The following is a 16,696-nucleotide window of genomic DNA, read 5'->3' as shown; positions in this document are numbered from 1 at the left end:
TTCCGCTAGGTCGGGCGCATGGAAGGAATGACCAAGGCGGATGTCGACAAGCTCGATAAGGGCCTGGCTGTGCGCAGCGGCCGGGCGTTGCGTCCGCGCGATGCCGCGACCCTCATTCTGCTCGATCGCCGGGGCGAGGATGTCCTGGTTCTGATGGGCAGGCGCCACGCAAGGCATGCATTCATGCCCGGAAAATTCGTCTTTCCCGGTGGGCGCACCGATCCCGCGGATAGCCGCATTGCCGTTTCCGCCCCTCTGCCGGACCAGGAGGAGGAAAAATTGCTCGCCGGTCCCGGCCGTGCGAGCGCGACGCGGGTGCGGGCAATCGCCCTGTCGGCGATTCGCGAGACCTATGAGGAAGCCGGCCTGCTCATTGGCCGCAGAGGCGCCTTCTCGACCGCGAAGCGCGACTGGCAGGGTTTCGTCGAACATGGCGTGATGCCCTCGCTGGACGTGCTCCGCTTCGTCGCCCGCGCCATCACCCCGCCCAATCGCGTGCGCCGTTTCGACACGCGCTTCTTCAGTGCCTGGCGCCACGACGTTGCCGTGGAACTGCCCGGCGGCGGCCCGACCAACGAGCTGGAGGAACTCGTCTGGCTGCCGCTTGCCGCTGCCCGCAAGGCCGACATTCCTGACATCACCGGCATGATCCTGGAAGAACTGGAGGGTCGGCTTGCCGACGATCCCTTGCTGCGGCCGGGGGGCGCCGTGCCGTTCTTCCGGCTCGTCCGCAACCGCTTTGTCCGCGAAGTCCTTTAGAAGCAGAGCATTTTGATCCCATGACGGTCGATACCCAACAACAGGGCGACGAACGCGTACATTGGCTGCCGATGGTCGCGGCGATCTCCTCGATCAGCGTCGTCGGCATCGCCATCGGCCTTGGCATGCCGCTGCTCAGCGTCATTCTGGAAAGCCGCGGCCATTCCGCTTCGATGATCGGCCTCAACACGGCTGTCGCCGGCCTCGCCTCGATCGCCGGCGCGCCCCTGGCCACGCCGCTTGCGATGCGGCTTGGCGTCGCCTGGACCATGCTGTTGATGATTGCCATCGGCGCGCTCGCCTTTGTCGGCTTCCATTTCGCGCCGGATTTCTGGATGTGGTTCCCGCTCCGCGTCGCCCTGCATATCTCGCTGACGGTGCTGTTCATCCTGTCGGAGTTCTGGATCAGCACCTCCGCCCCGCCCAGCCGCCGCGGCCTTGTGCTTGGCATCTACGCTACCGTTTTGTCGCTCGGCTTTGCCGCCGGACCCTGGCTGTTCGCCCATCTCGGCAGTTCGGGCTTCCTGCCATTTGGCGTCACCATAGCGCTGGTGACGCTTGCCGCCATTCCGGTGCTTGCGGCCCGCAACGAGAGCCCGACCATCGTCGCTGAAAGCGAGACCAGCCATTTCCTGCGCTACATCTGGCTGGTGCCGACCGCGACCTTCGCCGTTCTTGTCTTCGGCGCGGTCGAGACCGGCGGTTTCTCGCTGTTCCCCGTCTATGGCAGCCGGATCGGCTATTCGGAGGCAGACGCCGCGCTCCTGCTGACGATGATCGGGCTCGGCAACGTGCTTCTGCAGATCCCGATCGGCATGATCAGCGACCGTGTCTCGGACCGCCGCTATCTGCTTCTGGCCTGCGCCACCGTCGGACTGGTCGGCACCGTCTTCATGCCGTTCTTCGCGCAGAACTGGCATCTGATGGCGGCCCTTCTGTTCGTCTGGGGCGGCGTGGTCGCGGCCATGTACACGATCGGCCTTGCCCATCTCGGCTCCCAGCTTTCCGGCCATGAGCTGGCCTCGGCCAACGCAGCTTTCGTGCTTTGCTATGGTGTGGGCATGGTGATTGGCCCGCAGGCGATCGGCATCGGAATGGACGCCTTCGGCCCCTCGGGCTTCGGCTGGTCGCTGGCGATCTTCTTCGCCGCCTACATGCTTCTGGTCCTGGTCAGGCTGGTGCGCAAGATCATCTAGCGGCCGACGCCGCCGGCACCGGGTCTGCTGACATCACCGTGTCAGCAGTACCCCTGCTATACCCTGCCTCAAACGCCAGGCAGGAGAATTGCGATGATCGACAGTGGCTTTGAAACCAAATCCCTCAGGATGGAACTGCTTCTGCTCGTCACATTCCAGGCGCCAGCCGCCGATGTCGAGCGCATCATGGAGGCGGTGGTGGCGATCACACCACTGCGCATGGGCAAATATGACAGCAACGCCTATCAGTCGGCGCAAGGCATCGAGCGCTACCGGCCGATTGAGGGCGCCGCCGCCGGCCCCGAGACGGAACTGCGCCGGCGACCCGGCACCGTCGAAGTGTCGTTCGAGATCGCCGACGACCAGGCGCTCGCCGCCCTTGTCGTCGAGGTGATTTTCCAGGCTCATTCCTATCAGGAGCCCGTCATCCGCATTCAGCCGCTGCTCGCCAGCCGCTCCAAGGGCCTCGACGACCGCGCCAATCCGAACCGCTGGTGGAACACGACGGGCGACTGGCAAAGGAAGGGGCAGTTGATCGAGCATAGCGTTTGAAGCGGTGAAATCGGCCATGCCGAAAATAGGCGAAAAGGCGTCCGGGCTTGACTTTCCGGGCGCGTTCTTTATGTGTCGCGCCAAGTTTCCCGCGTCCGGGTGTTTTCCCGTGCTCCAGCGGCCAAAACTCCACGAACATTAACGGACGAACATCATGGCCAAAGCCGCAAACATCAAGATCAAGCTTCTGTCGACCGCCGACACCGGGTTCTTCTACGTGACCAGCAAGAACAGCCGTACCAAGACGGACAAGCTCTCGTTCCGCAAGTACGATCCGGTCGCCAAGAAGCACGTCGAGTTCAAGGAAACCAAGATCAAGTAATTTGGTTGTCCCGAAATGCCGAACGCCGCCCCACGGGGCGGCGTTTTTGTTTGGTGGTGTTGGCGATTCGCGACAACCGAAGCACGTAACCGCTGGGTTGATCCCTACTTCCCCTGCAGCAGATCCATGAACGGCGGGAAAGTGAGAAGCACGCCGACGAGGAGCAGCGCAAAAGCCCCGATATTAACCCTGCTCATTGCCACCGTCTTGTTTCCCCAACGACGGGCGAGGATGAACCACGCCGCAAGCCAGATAATGATAGCAACGGTCGTTACGCCGGAGAGAGCACCCGACGGTTTGTAGAAGTTCAGCAAGCCGTTGATGGCTTTCGAGGCGTCGCCGGCGAGAGCCAGGATGCCTATGGCAGCGCAACCAATGCCTGCTGCGAGAATGGCCGCCGCGCCAGGACCATTGGGTATGGTTTCGGGGATCGCTTCAACGGGTTGGCCGACGACCGGCTTCTGCGAGATGGTCATGGCTGTTCTCCTTTTGGCTGCGCGGGCTGTGGCTGCACTCCAGGTGTTTGGGTTGGGGTTTGGCCACCTTCCGGCTGCTCTCCCTGTATCAACACGATCGATTGGCCGCCGCGGACGGGGGCATATTTGTTGAGGAACGCGCCCAAAGCACCAGCTGCACCCGTCGCGACAAACGCCGCGACCGCGAAAGCCAGGACCGAGATGCGCATGTTCCTGTGCTGAATGATCGCGCGTCCGTATTTCATGGTTACAAAGGCCACCATGGTCATTGCGATTGGCGCCAGCCAAGCGACATGCTCTTTCCACTCCATGCCGAGGGAGTGCCACTCAGATGTTCTCGGGCTCGACAGGAGAAGGCTGCGCGGATAGTTCGATAGATCCGTTACCCCGGCCGGCGGAACGGCGCGGTACCATGGATAGACGCCATAGGCGCCAGAGAACACCGTGAGCCAGGAGAGAACCACCATCGCAATAAGCCAGAAGTTGAGCAACGACTGCTCCCTCGTGCTCATTGGCGGCGCTCCGGGGGCTGACATTCTATAGAGACCGGCAATCGCGCCGGAAAATGCGAGCATGAAAAGGGCACCGAAACCCATTCCATGCAAAACCGTCATTAAATCGCGAGTGGTGATCTCCATCGATTTTCTCCTTCCCCTATCCTTTCTATTTTTGCTTTCTAATTTAGTCCGCTATTATAGAGAGACAGGCCCGCCGTTTATTGACGCGGATCAAAAAATTAGCCTGATTGGAAAAACCTAGATTTTCCAGTGTCACCCACATCTCGACGGCGACTGGCTTCAGCGCCGCAATGTCAGTGATCCGACATCGCGGGCTGCCTGTTCCGGAGCAGGCTGGTTGGTTTGGGTTGAAGCGCTCGGTTGATGTCGCGCGCTCTGAGAGGGAGGGACGCCGCCCGGCTCCTACCAGCCGAAATGCCGCTCAGCAGCAACAAGGCACGATCCCGCGCGGCCTTGCGATCGATCCGATCGGACAATTCCTCATATTGCCGGTCGACAATGGCTGCCTTTGTTTCAAGTCTCCGAGGGCCCGGAATACCGGAATTTGGCTGGAGCCTGATGTCATCCTTTGGAAAAAGGGGGCCGGTCGGCGTTTGGCAGCGGTACGAGGAGGCCACTATGTGCCAGCGCCGGCCGGCCGACCCCACGGACCCAGGAGATGCGGCGGACCTGAGCATCATGGGGTATTTTTCGGATCGAGCCGGCTAGTCTACCCTCGTGCCGGCCTCGTCTTCTGTCTATGCGCCGCAGATTTGCGCAAGACCTTATAAAAATCAACCATTTCTTAACCACCGCTCTCGAATCGCTTGGGTTAAGGTAAATTCGTAACCCTGTGGGTACGGCCGCGAATTGGCGCCTTCTGCAGGCATGCCGCTGGAGCGCGAACATGCGCAAAATCTAAATGTAGAGCATAAACAGCGGGTCTGGAAGATGGCGAGGCGCTTCAGGCAGCCTTGGCGACCACCCGGTTGCGGCCGCCGCTTTTGGCCTCATAGAGCGCAAGGTCAGCGCGCTTCATCAGCGCCGCGACGCTGTCGGTTCCCTTCAAAAGCGAGGACACGCCGACGCTGACCGTCACCTCGATCGTCTTGCCATCGCTCCCGATGGCGAAAGGCGCCTGGGCGATCTCCGCGCGGATGCGCTCGGCCACCTTCTCGGCGACCGCGCCCTCGGTATCCGGCATCACCACGACGAACTCCTCGCCGCCGAAGCGGCAGGCGAGATCGATGCCTCGCACATTCTTGCGCAGCCGCCTGGCGAATTCGCGCAGCACATCGTCGCCGCCGTCATGGCCATAGGTGTCGTTGATCGACTTGAATCGGTCGAGATCCGTGATCATCACCGACAGCGGCCGCCGCCGCGCTGCGGCGCGATCGAACAGGGTTTGCAGGTGGCTGTCGAGGTAGCGCCGGTTGTGAAGCCCGGTCAGCCCGTCGATCACGGCCATCTCGATCGTCTGGGCGACGCTGGCGCGCAATTGGTCGTTGTAGCGCTTGCGCCGCACCTGTGTGCGCAGCCGCGCCGTCAACTCGTGCTGGTCGATCGGCCGGATCAGATAGTCGTTTATGCCAAGTTCCAGGCCGCGCAGGATGCGGCCTTCCTCGCCCTCGTCGGCGAGCAGCATGATCGGCAGGAAGCGGGTGCGATCCAGAGAACGCAGCTGCGAGCAGAGCCTCAGCACATCGAAACCGGAGAAGGCGGTCGAGATCAGCACGCATTCATACGGCGTCTCCGCCGCCTGGAAGAACCCTGCGTTCGGATCGGTCGCGACATCGAGCTCGGCGCTGTTGCGCAGCATCTTCTGGATGCGTTCGACCGAGGATCTACGCTCGTCGATGAGAAGCACCTTCGGCTTGACGTCGTCGGTCGCGAAATCGCGGCTCAGAAGTTCCTCGATGCCGATGTTGCGCGTGGTCGAGGCGCGCAGCCTGAGCTCGTCGGTCAGCGACTTCAGCCTGACGAGGCTCTTCACCCGCGTCATCAGCTGCAGGTCGTTGACCGGCTTGGTCAGGAAATCGTCGGCGCCGGCCTCGAGGCCGCGCACCCGATCCGAGACCTGGTCTAGCGCGGTGATCATGACCACCGGTATATGCGAAGTCGCCGGATCGCCCTTCAGGCGCTTGCAGACCTCGAACCCGTCCATGCCCGGCATCATCACGTCGAGCAGCACGACGTCGACCTTGCCGTTCTCGCAGGTCTCGATCGCATCCGGGCCGTTATTGGCCGTCAGCACCTCGAAATACTCGGCAAGCAGCCGAACCTCCAGCAGCCGCACATTGGCGGGGATATCGTCGACGACGAGGATCCGCGCGGTCATCTCAAAAAGGCTCCGGTTCTGCTGGTCACGGGCATCAGGCATCGCCCAGATAGGATTTGATCGTCTCGATGAAGCGCGGCACCGAAATCGGCTTGGAGATATAGGCCTCGCAGCCGCCCTGGCGGATGCGCTCCTCATCGCCCTTCATTGCGAAGGCGGTGACGGCGATGACGGGGATCGAATGCAGCTCGTCGTCTTCCTTCAGCCATTTGGTGACTTCCAGGCCGGAGACCTCGGGCAGCTGGATGTCCATCAAAATGAGGTCCGGCCGGTGCTGGCGCGCCAGATCCAGCGCCTCCAGCCCGTTGCGCGTGCGAACCGTCTCGTAACCACTGGCTTCGATGAGGTCCCGAAAGAGCTTCATGTTGAGCTCGTTGTCCTCGACGATCATGACCTTCTTAGCCATCAATTTCCCGTCCCGACTGCCCTCGAAGTCGAAGACCGTCGTAATGCGTCCCCTTCGGACCGCACCCAACCCTTTCCACCCTAGCCCAATATAATTGACGAAACGGAAACCGGAGGTTGGAAAGCTGCACCAATTCCGCCGTCGGGCGCTGTAGGGGAGAGAGCGGAGGCTTGCCGCGAGCGACGCTTGCCGTTACTGCGGTAGGAGACTCAAAAATCCACCATTCCAAAGGTAATGATGGCGAACGCAGCGTCAATGCGCGAGGAAGCGGAAACCATTGCCGTCAAGGCTCTGGGCTTCGTCGCCGCCGATCCGGAACTTCTGCCCCGCTTCCTGGCGATCACCGGCATCGAGGCCAACTCGATCCGCAAGGCCGCCGCGGAGCCCGGCTTCCTTGCCGGCGTCCTGCAATTCGTCCTCGCTCATGAGCCGACGCTGCTGCGCTTCGCCGAGGAGACCGGCACGCCGCCGGCCTCCGTCGGCAAGGCATTGCGCGCCCTCCCGCTCGGCAATGACGACCACGAGCGCTCGACATGAGCGACGATCCCGAGACGGCGCGGCAGATCGAAGAGCTTGCCGCCGACGACCGGCCGCTGCTGGTGCTCGACGTCGACGATGTCGTGCTCGAATTCGTCCGGCCCTTTCCTCATTTCCTCAAAACGCGCGGCTTCGGACTGACGCTCTCGTCCTTCCGATTGACCGGCAACATCGCCGAAACCGCAACCGGCAGGTTCATCGACCAGCCGGAAGTGACGGCGCTGCTCGGTGATTTCTTCGACAGCCAGTCGGATTGGCAAAGCATCACCGAGGGAGCGGCGGATGCCTTGGCGATGCTTGGACAAGGCGCCGAGATCGTTCTGCTGACGGCCATGCCGCACAAGCATCGCGCCGTCCGCCGCGCGCACCTCGATGCGCTGGGGCTCGATTATCCGCTGCTGACGACGGAGATGGCCAAGGGGCCGGCCATTGCCAAACTGCGCGGCCTTAAAGGCCGGCCGGTCGCCTTTGTCGACGACCAGCCTTCCAACCTGGTCTCAGCGCGCAATTCCGTGGCCGATGCGCACCTCTTCCATCTGATGGCCGACAACTCGCTGCGCGCCTTCCTGCCGCCGACGCCGCAAGACATCGTCTCGGTCGAGGACTGGCGCGAGGCGGCGCCCAAGATCGCAGCCGCGCTCGGGCTTTAGGGCACATGTCCCGAAAATGGGAACCGCTTTCGGGACAAAACATGTTCGAAATCTGAGGCCCAATGCTCAGGGCTGCAGCTTAGCGCCCGCCCCGCCGTTGTCGCCGCCGTCCGAACCGTCACCTCCGGTGGAATCGTCCGTTCCGTTCGCGCCGTCATCGCCGCTCGAATTGCCGTCCTGTCCCGCGCTGTTGTCCTGGACCTCATCCGGCCCCTTCAGCATCGCGCCGTTGACGGCGACGGACCCGTCGGCCTTGGTGTTGATCATCCACTCCAGCCGGCCGTCCGGCAACGTCTTGCCGAAGCCCTTGACGGCCAACGCAAACGGGAAGGCCTGCGCCATCTGCTCATCGCTCTTGGCTCCTGCCTTGAGGGCATCGACGATCTTGTCATAGCCGGCGACGTCGACGGTCAGGGTCGCATCCGGCTTCTCGCCTGGAAATGTCATCTCGCCTTCCAGCGCGACCTCGATGTCGCCGTTCTTCACCGTGCTGTGCCCAATGACGACCTTGGGATTCTTGGCCTTGAAATCGGCGACCAAAGCCTTGCCGAATTCATCCGAGAGCGGTGGTTGCTTATTGAGATCAAAGGCTTCGATCGCCTTTTTCGCCATCGTATCGAGATCGATATTGGCGCCGCCAAAATTCAGGTCGATCTCGGTAGGCAATAGCGGCAGCGTCCATTCGGGCAGGGTCTGATGCGGGATCGTTAACCCGGAGGCCTTAATGGCGTAATCCACCTTGCCATTCTGGGAAACGCCATCCATGCCGAATGCGGTGCTGAATTGCTTCGCCCCGAATTCGCCGATGGGGCTTTCCACGACGAAATCCTTGAAGCCATAATTGCCGTCGACCCTTTGCCAGATCGGCAGCGCGGCCATCATCAGCGATTTGAGCTCAGCTTGGTTCGCTTTGAGCTTGGCTTCGTCCTCATTCGCCACGGCAAAGGCAAGCAGGTCGAGCAGCGGCTTGGTCCGCACGCCCTTGCCGGTGGCGTCCACGGAAAGTTCCGGGGTTTTCAAGGTGAGCGGAAAATTCATCCCGTTGTCGGGATCCGTGACCTTGATGGTCTCGACGAAGTCCGAGACCTTTTGAGTCGCCGTGAAGTCGACACCACCATTGGCGGATTTGGTCGCCGTCAGGGTGGCGGTGCCGGCGCCAGTCGAGGCCTCGGCCTGCTGCTTGGCGTCCCGGGACGTCATGGTCATCCCGGCCAAGGAGCTGGTTGCATTGGTGAAGGCCGCAAGGGCCGGATCGTAGACGCTGATCAGCTTGCCGTCCTTGATCGTGAATTCCAAGCTCTGTCGGCCTTCCGGCCCATCGAATTCGAATGACGCGCCCTGCGAGAAATTGGACGAGACGTCCCACGACCCGTCCGGGCGCGGCTTCACCATCAGCGCATATGGCGCCATGTCGAACTTTAGGAGCTTCTGCTCCGGCACCGCATTGACGAGCGCTTTGATGTCGAGTGCGATCTTGTAGGCGTCGCCCTCCACCGAAACCTTGAGCACGCCCTTGTCGAACGCCTGCTTGCCGAAATAGCGCGCCAGATCGTCGGAAAGCTGCTTGGCGCCCTGGCTGTCGACGGTCTGGGCAAGAGCGGGCGCGCTGAGCGCGAGGACAAAGGCAAGTGGCAAAATACGCTTCACGTCGGTTCTCCGTGCTGTCGGAAGACGAAACAATGGTGCGTCTGGTAGGCAAGAAGCGTTACAGCCGCAAGACGCCGACTGTAGGCCAAAAGCGCATCCGGCTAAAGCACCAGTCGCATCAGCGGCCTGCCTGGCTTGCGCTCCACCAGCCTCTCGAAGCCGGCCTTCTCGAACACCCGCGACGAGCCGACGAAAAGCCCGATCGAACGCGAATCGCGTGATAGGTCGATCGGGCAGGCTTCGAGCAGCCTCGCGCCGTTCTCACGGGCAAAGGCGATCCCACCCTCGATCAGACGGTGCGTGATGCCGCGGCCCCTCGCCTTGACGCGGATGAAGAAGCAGGAGATCGCCCAGACATTCGGATCGCCGGCGTCGGCCGGATCGATCGGGGCCGAGCCCCTGCCCTGGTTGTTCCACTCGGGCACGTCGGCGCGCGGGCCGACCTGCATCCAGCCGACGGCGTTGCCGTCCTCAAAGGCCAGGAGCCCCGGCGGCGGACCTGCCTCGATGCGCGCCTTGATCAGATCCTTGTTGCGCTCCTTGTCGCTGGCGCGGCGCTCCGCCGGCGCCAGCCGAAAATGCGTGCACCAGCAGCCGTAACAGGCCCCCTGCTTGCCGAAGAGGTCCTCGAAATCGGCCCAGCGCTCGGGGGTCAGTGCTGCTATGGTCGTGCTCATGCGTTCTCCCCAGGCCAAGCTTGTTGCCAGCCTTGCGCTGTCGTACCATTGCGTTTGTTCTCTTTATGTTCGCAGCGATGGCGGCTCCTGTCAACAATCCCGAACACGGTTTTTGCCGTGACTGCCTGGCGCTCCAGCGCAGCGAGACGCAGCGCTGCGAACGCTGCGGCAGTCCGCGCCTTGTCCGGCACACGGAGCTCTACCGGCTCAAGATTGCACATATCGATTGCGACGCATTCTACGCAGCGATCGAAAAGCGCGACAATCCGGCGCTGAAGGACAAGCCGGTCATCGTCGGCGGCGGCCGGCGCGGCGTTGTCTCCACCGCCTGCTACATCGCCCGCATCCAGGGCGTGCGCTCGGCCATGCCAATGTTCAAGGCGCTGGAACTCTGCCCGGAAGCGGTGGTGATTCCGCCCAACATGGAAAAATATGTCGGCGTCGGCCGCCAGGTGCGAGCGCTGATGCTGGCGTTGACGCCGCAGGTCGAGCCGCTGTCGATCGACGAGGCGTTTCTCGACCTCGCCGGCACCGAGCGTCTGCACGGCATGCCGCCGGCGCTGGTATTGGCGAGCTTCGCGCAGACGGTGGAAAAAGAACTCGGCATCACCGTCTCGGCGGGTCTTTCCTACTGCAAGTTCCTGGCCAAGATCGCCTCGGATTTCCGCAAGCCGCGCGGCTTTTCGGTGATCGGCGAGGCGGAAGCTCTGAGCTTTCTCGCCGCGCAGCCGGTGACGATGATCTGGGGCGTGGGCAAGGCGCTGGCTGCGACGCTGGAGCGCGACGGCATCCGCATGATCGCGCAGTTGCAGCGCGTGGAGCGCGGCGACCTGATGCGCCGCTATGGCGTCATGGGCGACCGGCTCTACCGGCTCTCGCGCGGCGAGGACGACCGCCCGGTCGACCCCGGCGGCGACGCCAAGAGCGTGTCGGCCGAAACCACCTTCGATAATGACATCGGCGCCCTGTCGGAACTGGTGCCGGTTCTGCGAGGCCTGTCGGAAAAAGTTTCGGCGCGGTTGAAGAAGTCCGGCATTGCGGGGCGCACCGTGGTGCTGAAGTTGAAGACGCAGGATTTCAAGACGCGCACCCGCAACCGCCAGCTCGGCAATCCGACGCGCCTTGCCGACCGCATCTTTCAGACCGGCCTCGACCTGTTGCGCCGCGAAGCCGACGGCACGAAGTTCCGTTTGCTCGGCATCGGCGTCAGCGACCTCTCCGACGACGAAAAGGCCGATCCGCCGGACCTGGTCGACCTGCAGTCGCGCAAGCGCGCGCTGGCCGAAGGCGCGATGGACGCGTTGCGCGACAAGTTCGGCGGGAAGGCCGTCGAGACCGGCTATACATTCGGCAAGGGCCGCGCCGCCAATCCGCCCGAGCCGCTCGAGGATTGAGGGGTCAGCTGCGCTTCAGATCGATCCAACTCGTCACCACCATGTTGCCGGTGGCCGGATCCATGTCGGTCACCGTCATGCGCATATTGTCCGGTCCGATCTTTTCAACCCTCAGCTCGGCGTCGCGGTCGCCATTGACGATATTCGCCCAATGGATGTCCAGGTCGATCGCATCGCCCTTGCGGCTCCCGTTGAGGCCGGCGGGTCCGCTGCGCGAGCCGATGTAAGTGCCGGTGTAGCTCGCCCCGCTAACCTTCAGGTTGGCGCGGATTTCTCGCGACATGATCAAAAACGCACGGCAGGTGCCATCAAGCGACAGCGAGTCCGCCGTCGCGTCCGAGGTGAAGGTGCAATTGATATTCATCACCGGCGTGTTCGTCCTGATCCTGACCGTTCCCTCGCCGGAAAACCTGCCCTGCAGCGAACGCAGGAAAGCCGCCTCGTCGGCATGCGCGCCGGTCGCGCAGAAAAGACAGGCGGCGGCCAGCGAGGCGGCGGTCGATTTCATCAAGGTGTTCCCCTCTCGCGATCACTAGTACAATTTCAGGAAGAGTTTGAATCGGTTTCGCCCGGCCCCTGCCGACGGAAAGCGTGGGCTTAACGGATGCCCGGTTGCCAGGTTCCGGCGTGGCAATGACTGTTTTTGACATGGATCGGCTGGCCCAGTGGAATGACGCCACTAACGATTGCAGCCCGGGTCCGGGCTTGCGAGATAGAGTCCCAATGGCACCCGCTCCCTCGATCCCCAAAGCCGCATTCTGGATGGCGCTGTCAATCGCCTCGATGCTGGCGATGTCGGTCGCCGGCCGCGAAACGACGGCCGAGCTCAACGTCTTTCAGGTGCTGGAACTGCGCTCCGTGATCGGTTTCTTCATCCTTTTGCCGCTGGTGATGGTGAACGGCGGTTTTGCCGCAATGCGCACCGGGCGCCCTTTCGCCCACATAGCCCGCAATGTCATCCACTATACCGGCCAGGCCGCGTGGCTCTATGCGCTGACGCTCATTCCGCTCGCCGTGCTGATCTCGATCGAGTTCACGACGCCGATCTGGACGGCGATTCTCGCGGTCAGTTTTCTGAGGGAAAGACTATCCCGGTCAAAACTGACGGCGATCGTGCTTGGCTTGATCGGCGTGGTGATCATCGTGCGCCCAAGCGCGGGTTCGATGGAACCCGGACACCTCGTCGTGCTCGGCGCCGCGGTCTGCTTCGGCGTCTCGATGGTTCTGGTGAAGTCGATGACCAAGACCGAAAGCGTGGTTCGCATCATCTTCTGGATGCTGATCATCCAGTCGGCGGTTGGCTTGATCCCGGCTCTCTACCACTGGCGCACCCCTTCGCCAGGGCTCTGGCCATGGATCTTCGTCATCGCCTTCACCGGCATGTCATCGCATTTCTGCCTGGCCCGCGCGCTCACCCGTGCCGACGCCACTATCATCTCGCCGATGGATTTCCTACGCGTGCCGCTGTCGGCACTGGTCGGCTGGCTGCTCTATCGCGAGCAGATCGACATCTTCACCGCCGGGGGCGCGGCGCTGATCCTTGCCGGCAACCTGCTCAACCTGCAGCGCAAGACGCCGCAAGTGGCGGAGGCTGAGGCGGCAACGCCCTGAGCTAAACCAGCTCGACCTCCACCACACCCGGCACCGCCCGCATTGCCGAGGCAACCTGCGGCGAGATGCGGTAGCGATTGGGCAGCTCGATCTCCACTTCGCCCAGTCCTGCTTCCTTGATCAGCACCAAGCTCACTTGCCCTTCGCCCTTGACCGAGAGCTGGTTGGCAAGCGTGCCGAGGGGTGCTGCGTCGCGCACGAAAATACGCAGCGCCTTCTGGATGCGGCTGGCTTCGTCCTCCAGCGACTGCACGGTCTGTATGCGCAGATTGATGCCTTCCGGCCGGTCCTCCGCCGAAACGGTGATCACCACCGAGCGGCCGGGCTCCAGCATGTCTCGATACTGCGCCAGCCCTTCGGAAAACAGCACGGCCTCGTACTGGCCGGTCGTGTCGGAAAACTGCACCACGCCCATCTTGTTACCCGTGCGGGTCTTGCGCTCCTGCTTGGTGGTGACGGTGCCGGCAAGTCGCCCGGCAGCCGCTCCCCGTTTAACGGCGGCCGAGAATTCCGCCCAGTTCTGCACCCGCATCTTCTGAAGCGCTGCCTTGTACTCGTCCAGCGGATGCGCGGAGAGATAGAAGCCCACCACCTGGAACTCGCGGTGCAGCCGGTCGGCGGCAAGCCACGGGTCGGTCGCCGGCAGGTTGAGCGCCTGCGACTGGCTGCCGAGCGAAGCGCCGAAAATGTCGGCCTGGCCGGAGATTGCGTTCTGCTGAGCCAGCGAGGCAAGTCCCATCATGCGCTCGACGCCGGCCATCATCTGCGCGCGGTCGTGGCCGAAGCAATCGAGCGCTCCGGCCATGATCAGGCTTTCGAAGACGCGCTTGCCGACGATCTTCGGATCGACGCGCTCGCAGAAATCGGCAAGGTTCTTGAACGGCTTCTCGCCGCGCTTCTCGACGATGTGCTCGACCGCCGCGTCGCCGACGCCTTTGAGCGCCGCCAGAGAATAGAAGATCTTGTTCTCGCCGACCTCGAAGGGGCGGAAGCTCGACATCACCGACGGCGCCACCACCTCGATGCCAAGCCGCATCGCGTCCTGCCGGAAATCGGCCAGCTTGTCGGTATTGCTCATGTCGAGCGTCATCGACGCCGCCAGGAACTCGACCGGGTAATGCGCCTTGAGATAGGCAGTCTGGTAGGAAACGACCGCGTAGGCCGCCGCGTGCGACTTGTTGAAGCCGTAGTCGGCGAACTTGGCCAACAGGTCGAAGATGAAGTCGGCCTGCGGCTTGGACACGCCACGCTCGACTGCGCCCGTGACGAAGCGCTCGCGCTGCTTGTCCATCTCGGCGCGGATCTTCTTGCCCATCGCGCGGCGCAGTAGGTCGGCCTCGCCGAGCGAATAGCCGGACAGTTCCTGCGCGATCTGCATCACCTGTTCCTGGTAGACGATGACGCCTTGCGTCTCCTTCACCAGATGGTCGATCTTGGGATGGATCGAGGCCATCTCCTCCTCGCCATGCTTTCTGGCGTTGTAGGTCGGAATGTTCTCCATCGGGCCTGGGCGGTAGAGCGCCACCAGCGCGATGATGTCCTCGATGCAGTCCGGCCGCATGCCGATCAGCGCCTTGCGCATGCCCGCGCTTTCAACCTGGAACACGCCGACCACCTCGCCGCGCGACAGCATCGAGTAAGTCTCTTTGTCGTCGAGCGGTATCGTCGCGAGATCGATGTCGACGCCGCGCCGGCGGATCAGCTTCACCGCCGTTTCCAGCACGGTCAGCGTCTTCAGGCCAAGGAAGTCGAACTTCACCAAGCCGGCTTGCTCGACATATTTCATGTTGAACTGGGTGACCGGCATGTCCGAGCGCGGATCGCGGTACATCGGCACCAGTTCCGACAGCGGCCGGTCGCCGATGACGATGCCGGCGGCGTGCGTCGAGGCGTGGCGGTAGAGGCCTTCGAGCTTCTGCGCCGTGTCGAGCAGCGTCTGCACGATCGGCTCCTTCTCCGCCTCCTCGGCGAAGCGCGGTTCATTGGCTATGGCATCAGCCAGCTTGACCGGGTTGGCCGGGTTCTGCGGGACCATCTTGGAGAGCTTGTCGACCTGGCCATAAGGCATCTGCAGCACACGACCGACGTCGCGCAGCACCGCACGCGCCTGCAGCGTACCGAAGGTGATGATCTGGCCGACCTGGTCGCGCCCGTATTTCTGCTGGACGTAGCGGATGACCTCTTCGCGGCGATCCTGGCAGAAGTCGATGTCGAAGTCCGGCATCGAAACGCGGTCCGGATTGAGGAAGCGCTCGAACAGCAGCGAGAAGCGCAGCGGATCGATATCGGTGATGGTGGTCGAATAGGCGACCAGCGATCCCGCGCCCGAGCCGCGTCCCGGCCCGACCGGAATACCTTGCGATTTGGCCCATTTGATGAAGTCGGCAACGATCAGGAAGTAGCCGGGGAACTTCATCCTTTCGATGATACCGAGCTCGAATTCGAGCCGTTCGCGATATTGCTCGACCGTGTAGCCCGGGGTCGGCCCGTGCGCCGCAAGCCGCTTCTCCAGCCCCTCTCGCGCCTGGCGGGCAAGCTCTGCGGCTTCCGCCTTCTCGGCGGCATCCTTGTCGGCTGCGTCTGCGCCGGTGAATCGCGGCAGGATCGGGCTGCGGTTCTTCGGATAATAGGAACAGCGCATGGCGATCTCGACCGTGTTGTCGATCGCTTCTGGCAGGTCGGAGAAAAGCCGCGCCATCTCGGCCTGGCCGCGCAGGAAATTGTCCGGCGAAAGCCGCCGGCGATTGTCCGCGGCGACTACCGATCCCTCGGCGATGGCGATCAGGGCATCATGCGCTTCATAATCCTCGCGCTTCGAGAAGAACGCCTCATTGGTGGCGACCAGCGGAAGGTCGTGAGTGTACGCCAAGTCGACCGTCGATTTTTCGAGCATGCGGTCGTAGCCGGCGACCCGCTCCAGCTCGACATAGAGCCTGTCGCCGAACAGGTCCTTGAGGAACAGCAGTCGCTGTTCGGCGAGGTCGCGCCGGTCCGCTTTCAGGGCGCTGCCGATCGGACCGCGCGGGCCTCCGGTCAGACAGATCAGCCCGTCGCTTTTGCCCTCAAGCGTGGCGCTCGTCAGGTGCACCGGCTCACCGGGCGGCGTCTCCAGATAAACCTTGCTGATCAGCCGCACCAGATTGGCATAGCCAGCCTCGCTGGCGGCGATCAGCACGACCGGCGACATCTCCGGCCCAAGTCGGCGGCGGTCGCGCTGACCGTCGCTCGCCTCTCCGGAAAAGGCGAGATCGACCTGGCAGCCGATGATCGGCTGGATGCCGTCCTTGACCGCCTTCTGAGCGAATTCAAGCGCGCCGAACAAATTGTTGGTGTCGGTAACCGCGATCGCCGGCGCCTCGTCCTTGACCGCATGGCCGACGATCGTGCCAAGCTGAAGCGCGCCTTCGAGCAGCGAATAGGCCGAGTGCACCCGCAAATGGATAAAGGTACGGGCCGGCGCTTCCGGCCGCGCGGCCTTCACGGCTGCTTCGCGCTGCAACGGGTCGCGTGGAAGTCGTTCATCCGCCATGTTTCTTCGTGCTGTCCCAAAGACTCAATCAGCTGAGATGTATTGTCCCGGACGGGGCCATGCCAGTCCAGCACAAATGACCCTCAGAACACAGCTTGCGACCCG

General features: G+C 62.9%; 16 protein-coding genes. 8 read left to right on the top strand and 8 right to left on the bottom strand.

From position 1 onward, the window contains the following. Nucleotides 1–18: 18 nt before the first annotated feature. The 4 genes from P9272_RS23710 to rpmG all read left to right on the top strand — a co-directional run bounded on the left by P9272_RS23710 (nt 19) and on the right by rpmG (nt 2,829). A complete protein-coding gene (locus P9272_RS23710; protein WP_278162406.1) occupies nt 19–759 on the top strand; it encodes an NUDIX hydrolase in 741 nt (246 codons plus the stop codon). 20 nt (nt 760–779) lie between these two features. After that, nucleotides 780–1,955: an MFS transporter gene (locus P9272_RS23705; protein ID WP_128257349.1), complete on the top strand. Its 1,176-nt coding sequence runs from the start codon at nt 780–782 to the stop codon at nt 1,953–1,955. Between the two features lie 93 nt (nt 1,956–2,048). Further along, on the top strand, nt 2,049–2,507 hold the full coding sequence (locus P9272_RS23700; RefSeq protein ID WP_278162405.1) for a hypothetical protein: 459 nt from the start codon (nt 2,049–2,051) through the stop codon (nt 2,505–2,507). 154 nt (nt 2,508–2,661) lie between these two features. Then, nucleotides 2,662–2,829, top strand: coding sequence for a 50S ribosomal protein L33 (gene rpmG / locus P9272_RS23695; RefSeq protein WP_006201775.1), 168 nt, complete (start codon nt 2,662–2,664; stop codon nt 2,827–2,829). Nucleotides 2,830–2,933: 104 nt separating this feature from the next. Here rpmG and P9272_RS23690 read toward each other — a convergent pair whose 3' ends face one another. The 4 genes from P9272_RS23690 to P9272_RS23675 form a co-directional block, all read right to left on the bottom strand. Then, nucleotides 2,934–3,305 (bottom strand): hypothetical protein, encoded by a 372-nt coding sequence (locus tag P9272_RS23690; protein WP_128257351.1) that lies wholly within the window; start codon nt 3,303–3,305, stop codon nt 2,934–2,936. After that, nucleotides 3,302–3,943 (bottom strand): hypothetical protein, encoded by a 642-nt coding sequence (locus P9272_RS23685; protein ID WP_278162401.1) that lies wholly within the window; start codon nt 3,941–3,943, stop codon nt 3,302–3,304. The genes P9272_RS23690 and P9272_RS23685 overlap by 4 nt, the downstream gene beginning before the upstream one ends. 823 nt (nt 3,944–4,766) lie before the next feature. Continuing rightward, nucleotides 4,767–6,140: a PleD family two-component system response regulator gene (locus P9272_RS23680; protein WP_128257352.1), complete on the bottom strand. Its 1,374-nt coding sequence runs from the start codon at nt 6,138–6,140 to the stop codon at nt 4,767–4,769. A gap of 34 nt (nt 6,141–6,174) precedes the next feature. Then, a complete protein-coding gene (locus P9272_RS23675) occupies nt 6,175–6,546 on the bottom strand; it encodes a response regulator (protein WP_027166515.1) in 372 nt (123 codons plus the stop codon). A gap of 237 nt (nt 6,547–6,783) precedes the next feature. Here P9272_RS23675 and P9272_RS23670 point away from each other — a divergent pair, with 237 nt between their 5' ends. After that, entirely contained in the window at nt 6,784–7,083 is a 300-nt protein-coding gene (locus tag P9272_RS23670) for a DUF3572 domain-containing protein (RefSeq protein WP_278162400.1), read from the top strand. Then, entirely contained in the window at nt 7,080–7,733 is a 654-nt protein-coding gene (locus tag P9272_RS23665; protein WP_278162399.1) for a hypothetical protein, read from the top strand. The genes P9272_RS23670 and P9272_RS23665 overlap by 4 nt, the downstream gene beginning before the upstream one ends. Before the next feature lie 66 nt (nt 7,734–7,799). On the opposite strand, the gene P9272_RS23660 is transcribed toward P9272_RS23665, so the two are convergent. Continuing rightward, a complete protein-coding gene (locus tag P9272_RS23660) occupies nt 7,800–9,380 on the bottom strand; it encodes a hypothetical protein (protein ID WP_278162398.1) in 1,581 nt (526 codons plus the stop codon). A 101-nt stretch (nt 9,381–9,481) separates the two neighbouring features. After that, on the bottom strand, nt 9,482–10,057 hold the full coding sequence (locus P9272_RS23655) for a GNAT family N-acetyltransferase (RefSeq protein ID WP_278162397.1): 576 nt from the start codon (nt 10,055–10,057) through the stop codon (nt 9,482–9,484). A 65-nt stretch (nt 10,058–10,122) separates the two neighbouring features. Here P9272_RS23655 and P9272_RS23650 point away from each other — a divergent pair, with 65 nt between their 5' ends. After that, on the top strand, nt 10,123–11,451 hold the full coding sequence (locus P9272_RS23650) for a DNA polymerase IV (RefSeq protein WP_278162396.1): 1,329 nt from the start codon (nt 10,123–10,125) through the stop codon (nt 11,449–11,451). Nucleotides 11,452–11,455: 4 nt separating this feature from the next. On the opposite strand, the gene P9272_RS23645 is transcribed toward P9272_RS23650, so the two are convergent. Next, nucleotides 11,456–11,959: a hypothetical protein gene (locus P9272_RS23645; protein WP_278162395.1), complete on the bottom strand. Its 504-nt coding sequence runs from the start codon at nt 11,957–11,959 to the stop codon at nt 11,456–11,458. A 215-nt stretch (nt 11,960–12,174) separates the two neighbouring features. Between P9272_RS23645 and P9272_RS23640 the strand changes: the two genes are divergently transcribed. Continuing rightward, complete coding sequence (locus tag P9272_RS23640) at nt 12,175–13,062, top strand: DMT family transporter (protein ID WP_278162394.1); 888 nt, start codon at nt 12,175–12,177, stop codon at nt 13,060–13,062. 1 nt (nt 13,063) lies between these two features. On the opposite strand, the gene dnaE is transcribed toward P9272_RS23640, so the two are convergent. Continuing rightward, nucleotides 13,064–16,591 (bottom strand): DNA polymerase III subunit alpha, encoded by a 3,528-nt coding sequence (gene dnaE, locus P9272_RS23635; RefSeq protein WP_128257360.1) that lies wholly within the window; start codon nt 16,589–16,591, stop codon nt 13,064–13,066. Nucleotides 16,592–16,696 lie beyond the last annotated feature (105 nt).

The sequence above is a fragment of the Mesorhizobium sp. WSM4976 genome (assembly GCF_029625685.1).
In the GTDB taxonomy this organism is placed as follows: Bacteria; Pseudomonadota; Alphaproteobacteria; order Rhizobiales; family Rhizobiaceae; genus Mesorhizobium.
The sequence above is the reverse complement of the archived record's forward strand: the minus strand, read 5'-3'. Positions and strand labels throughout refer to the sequence as shown.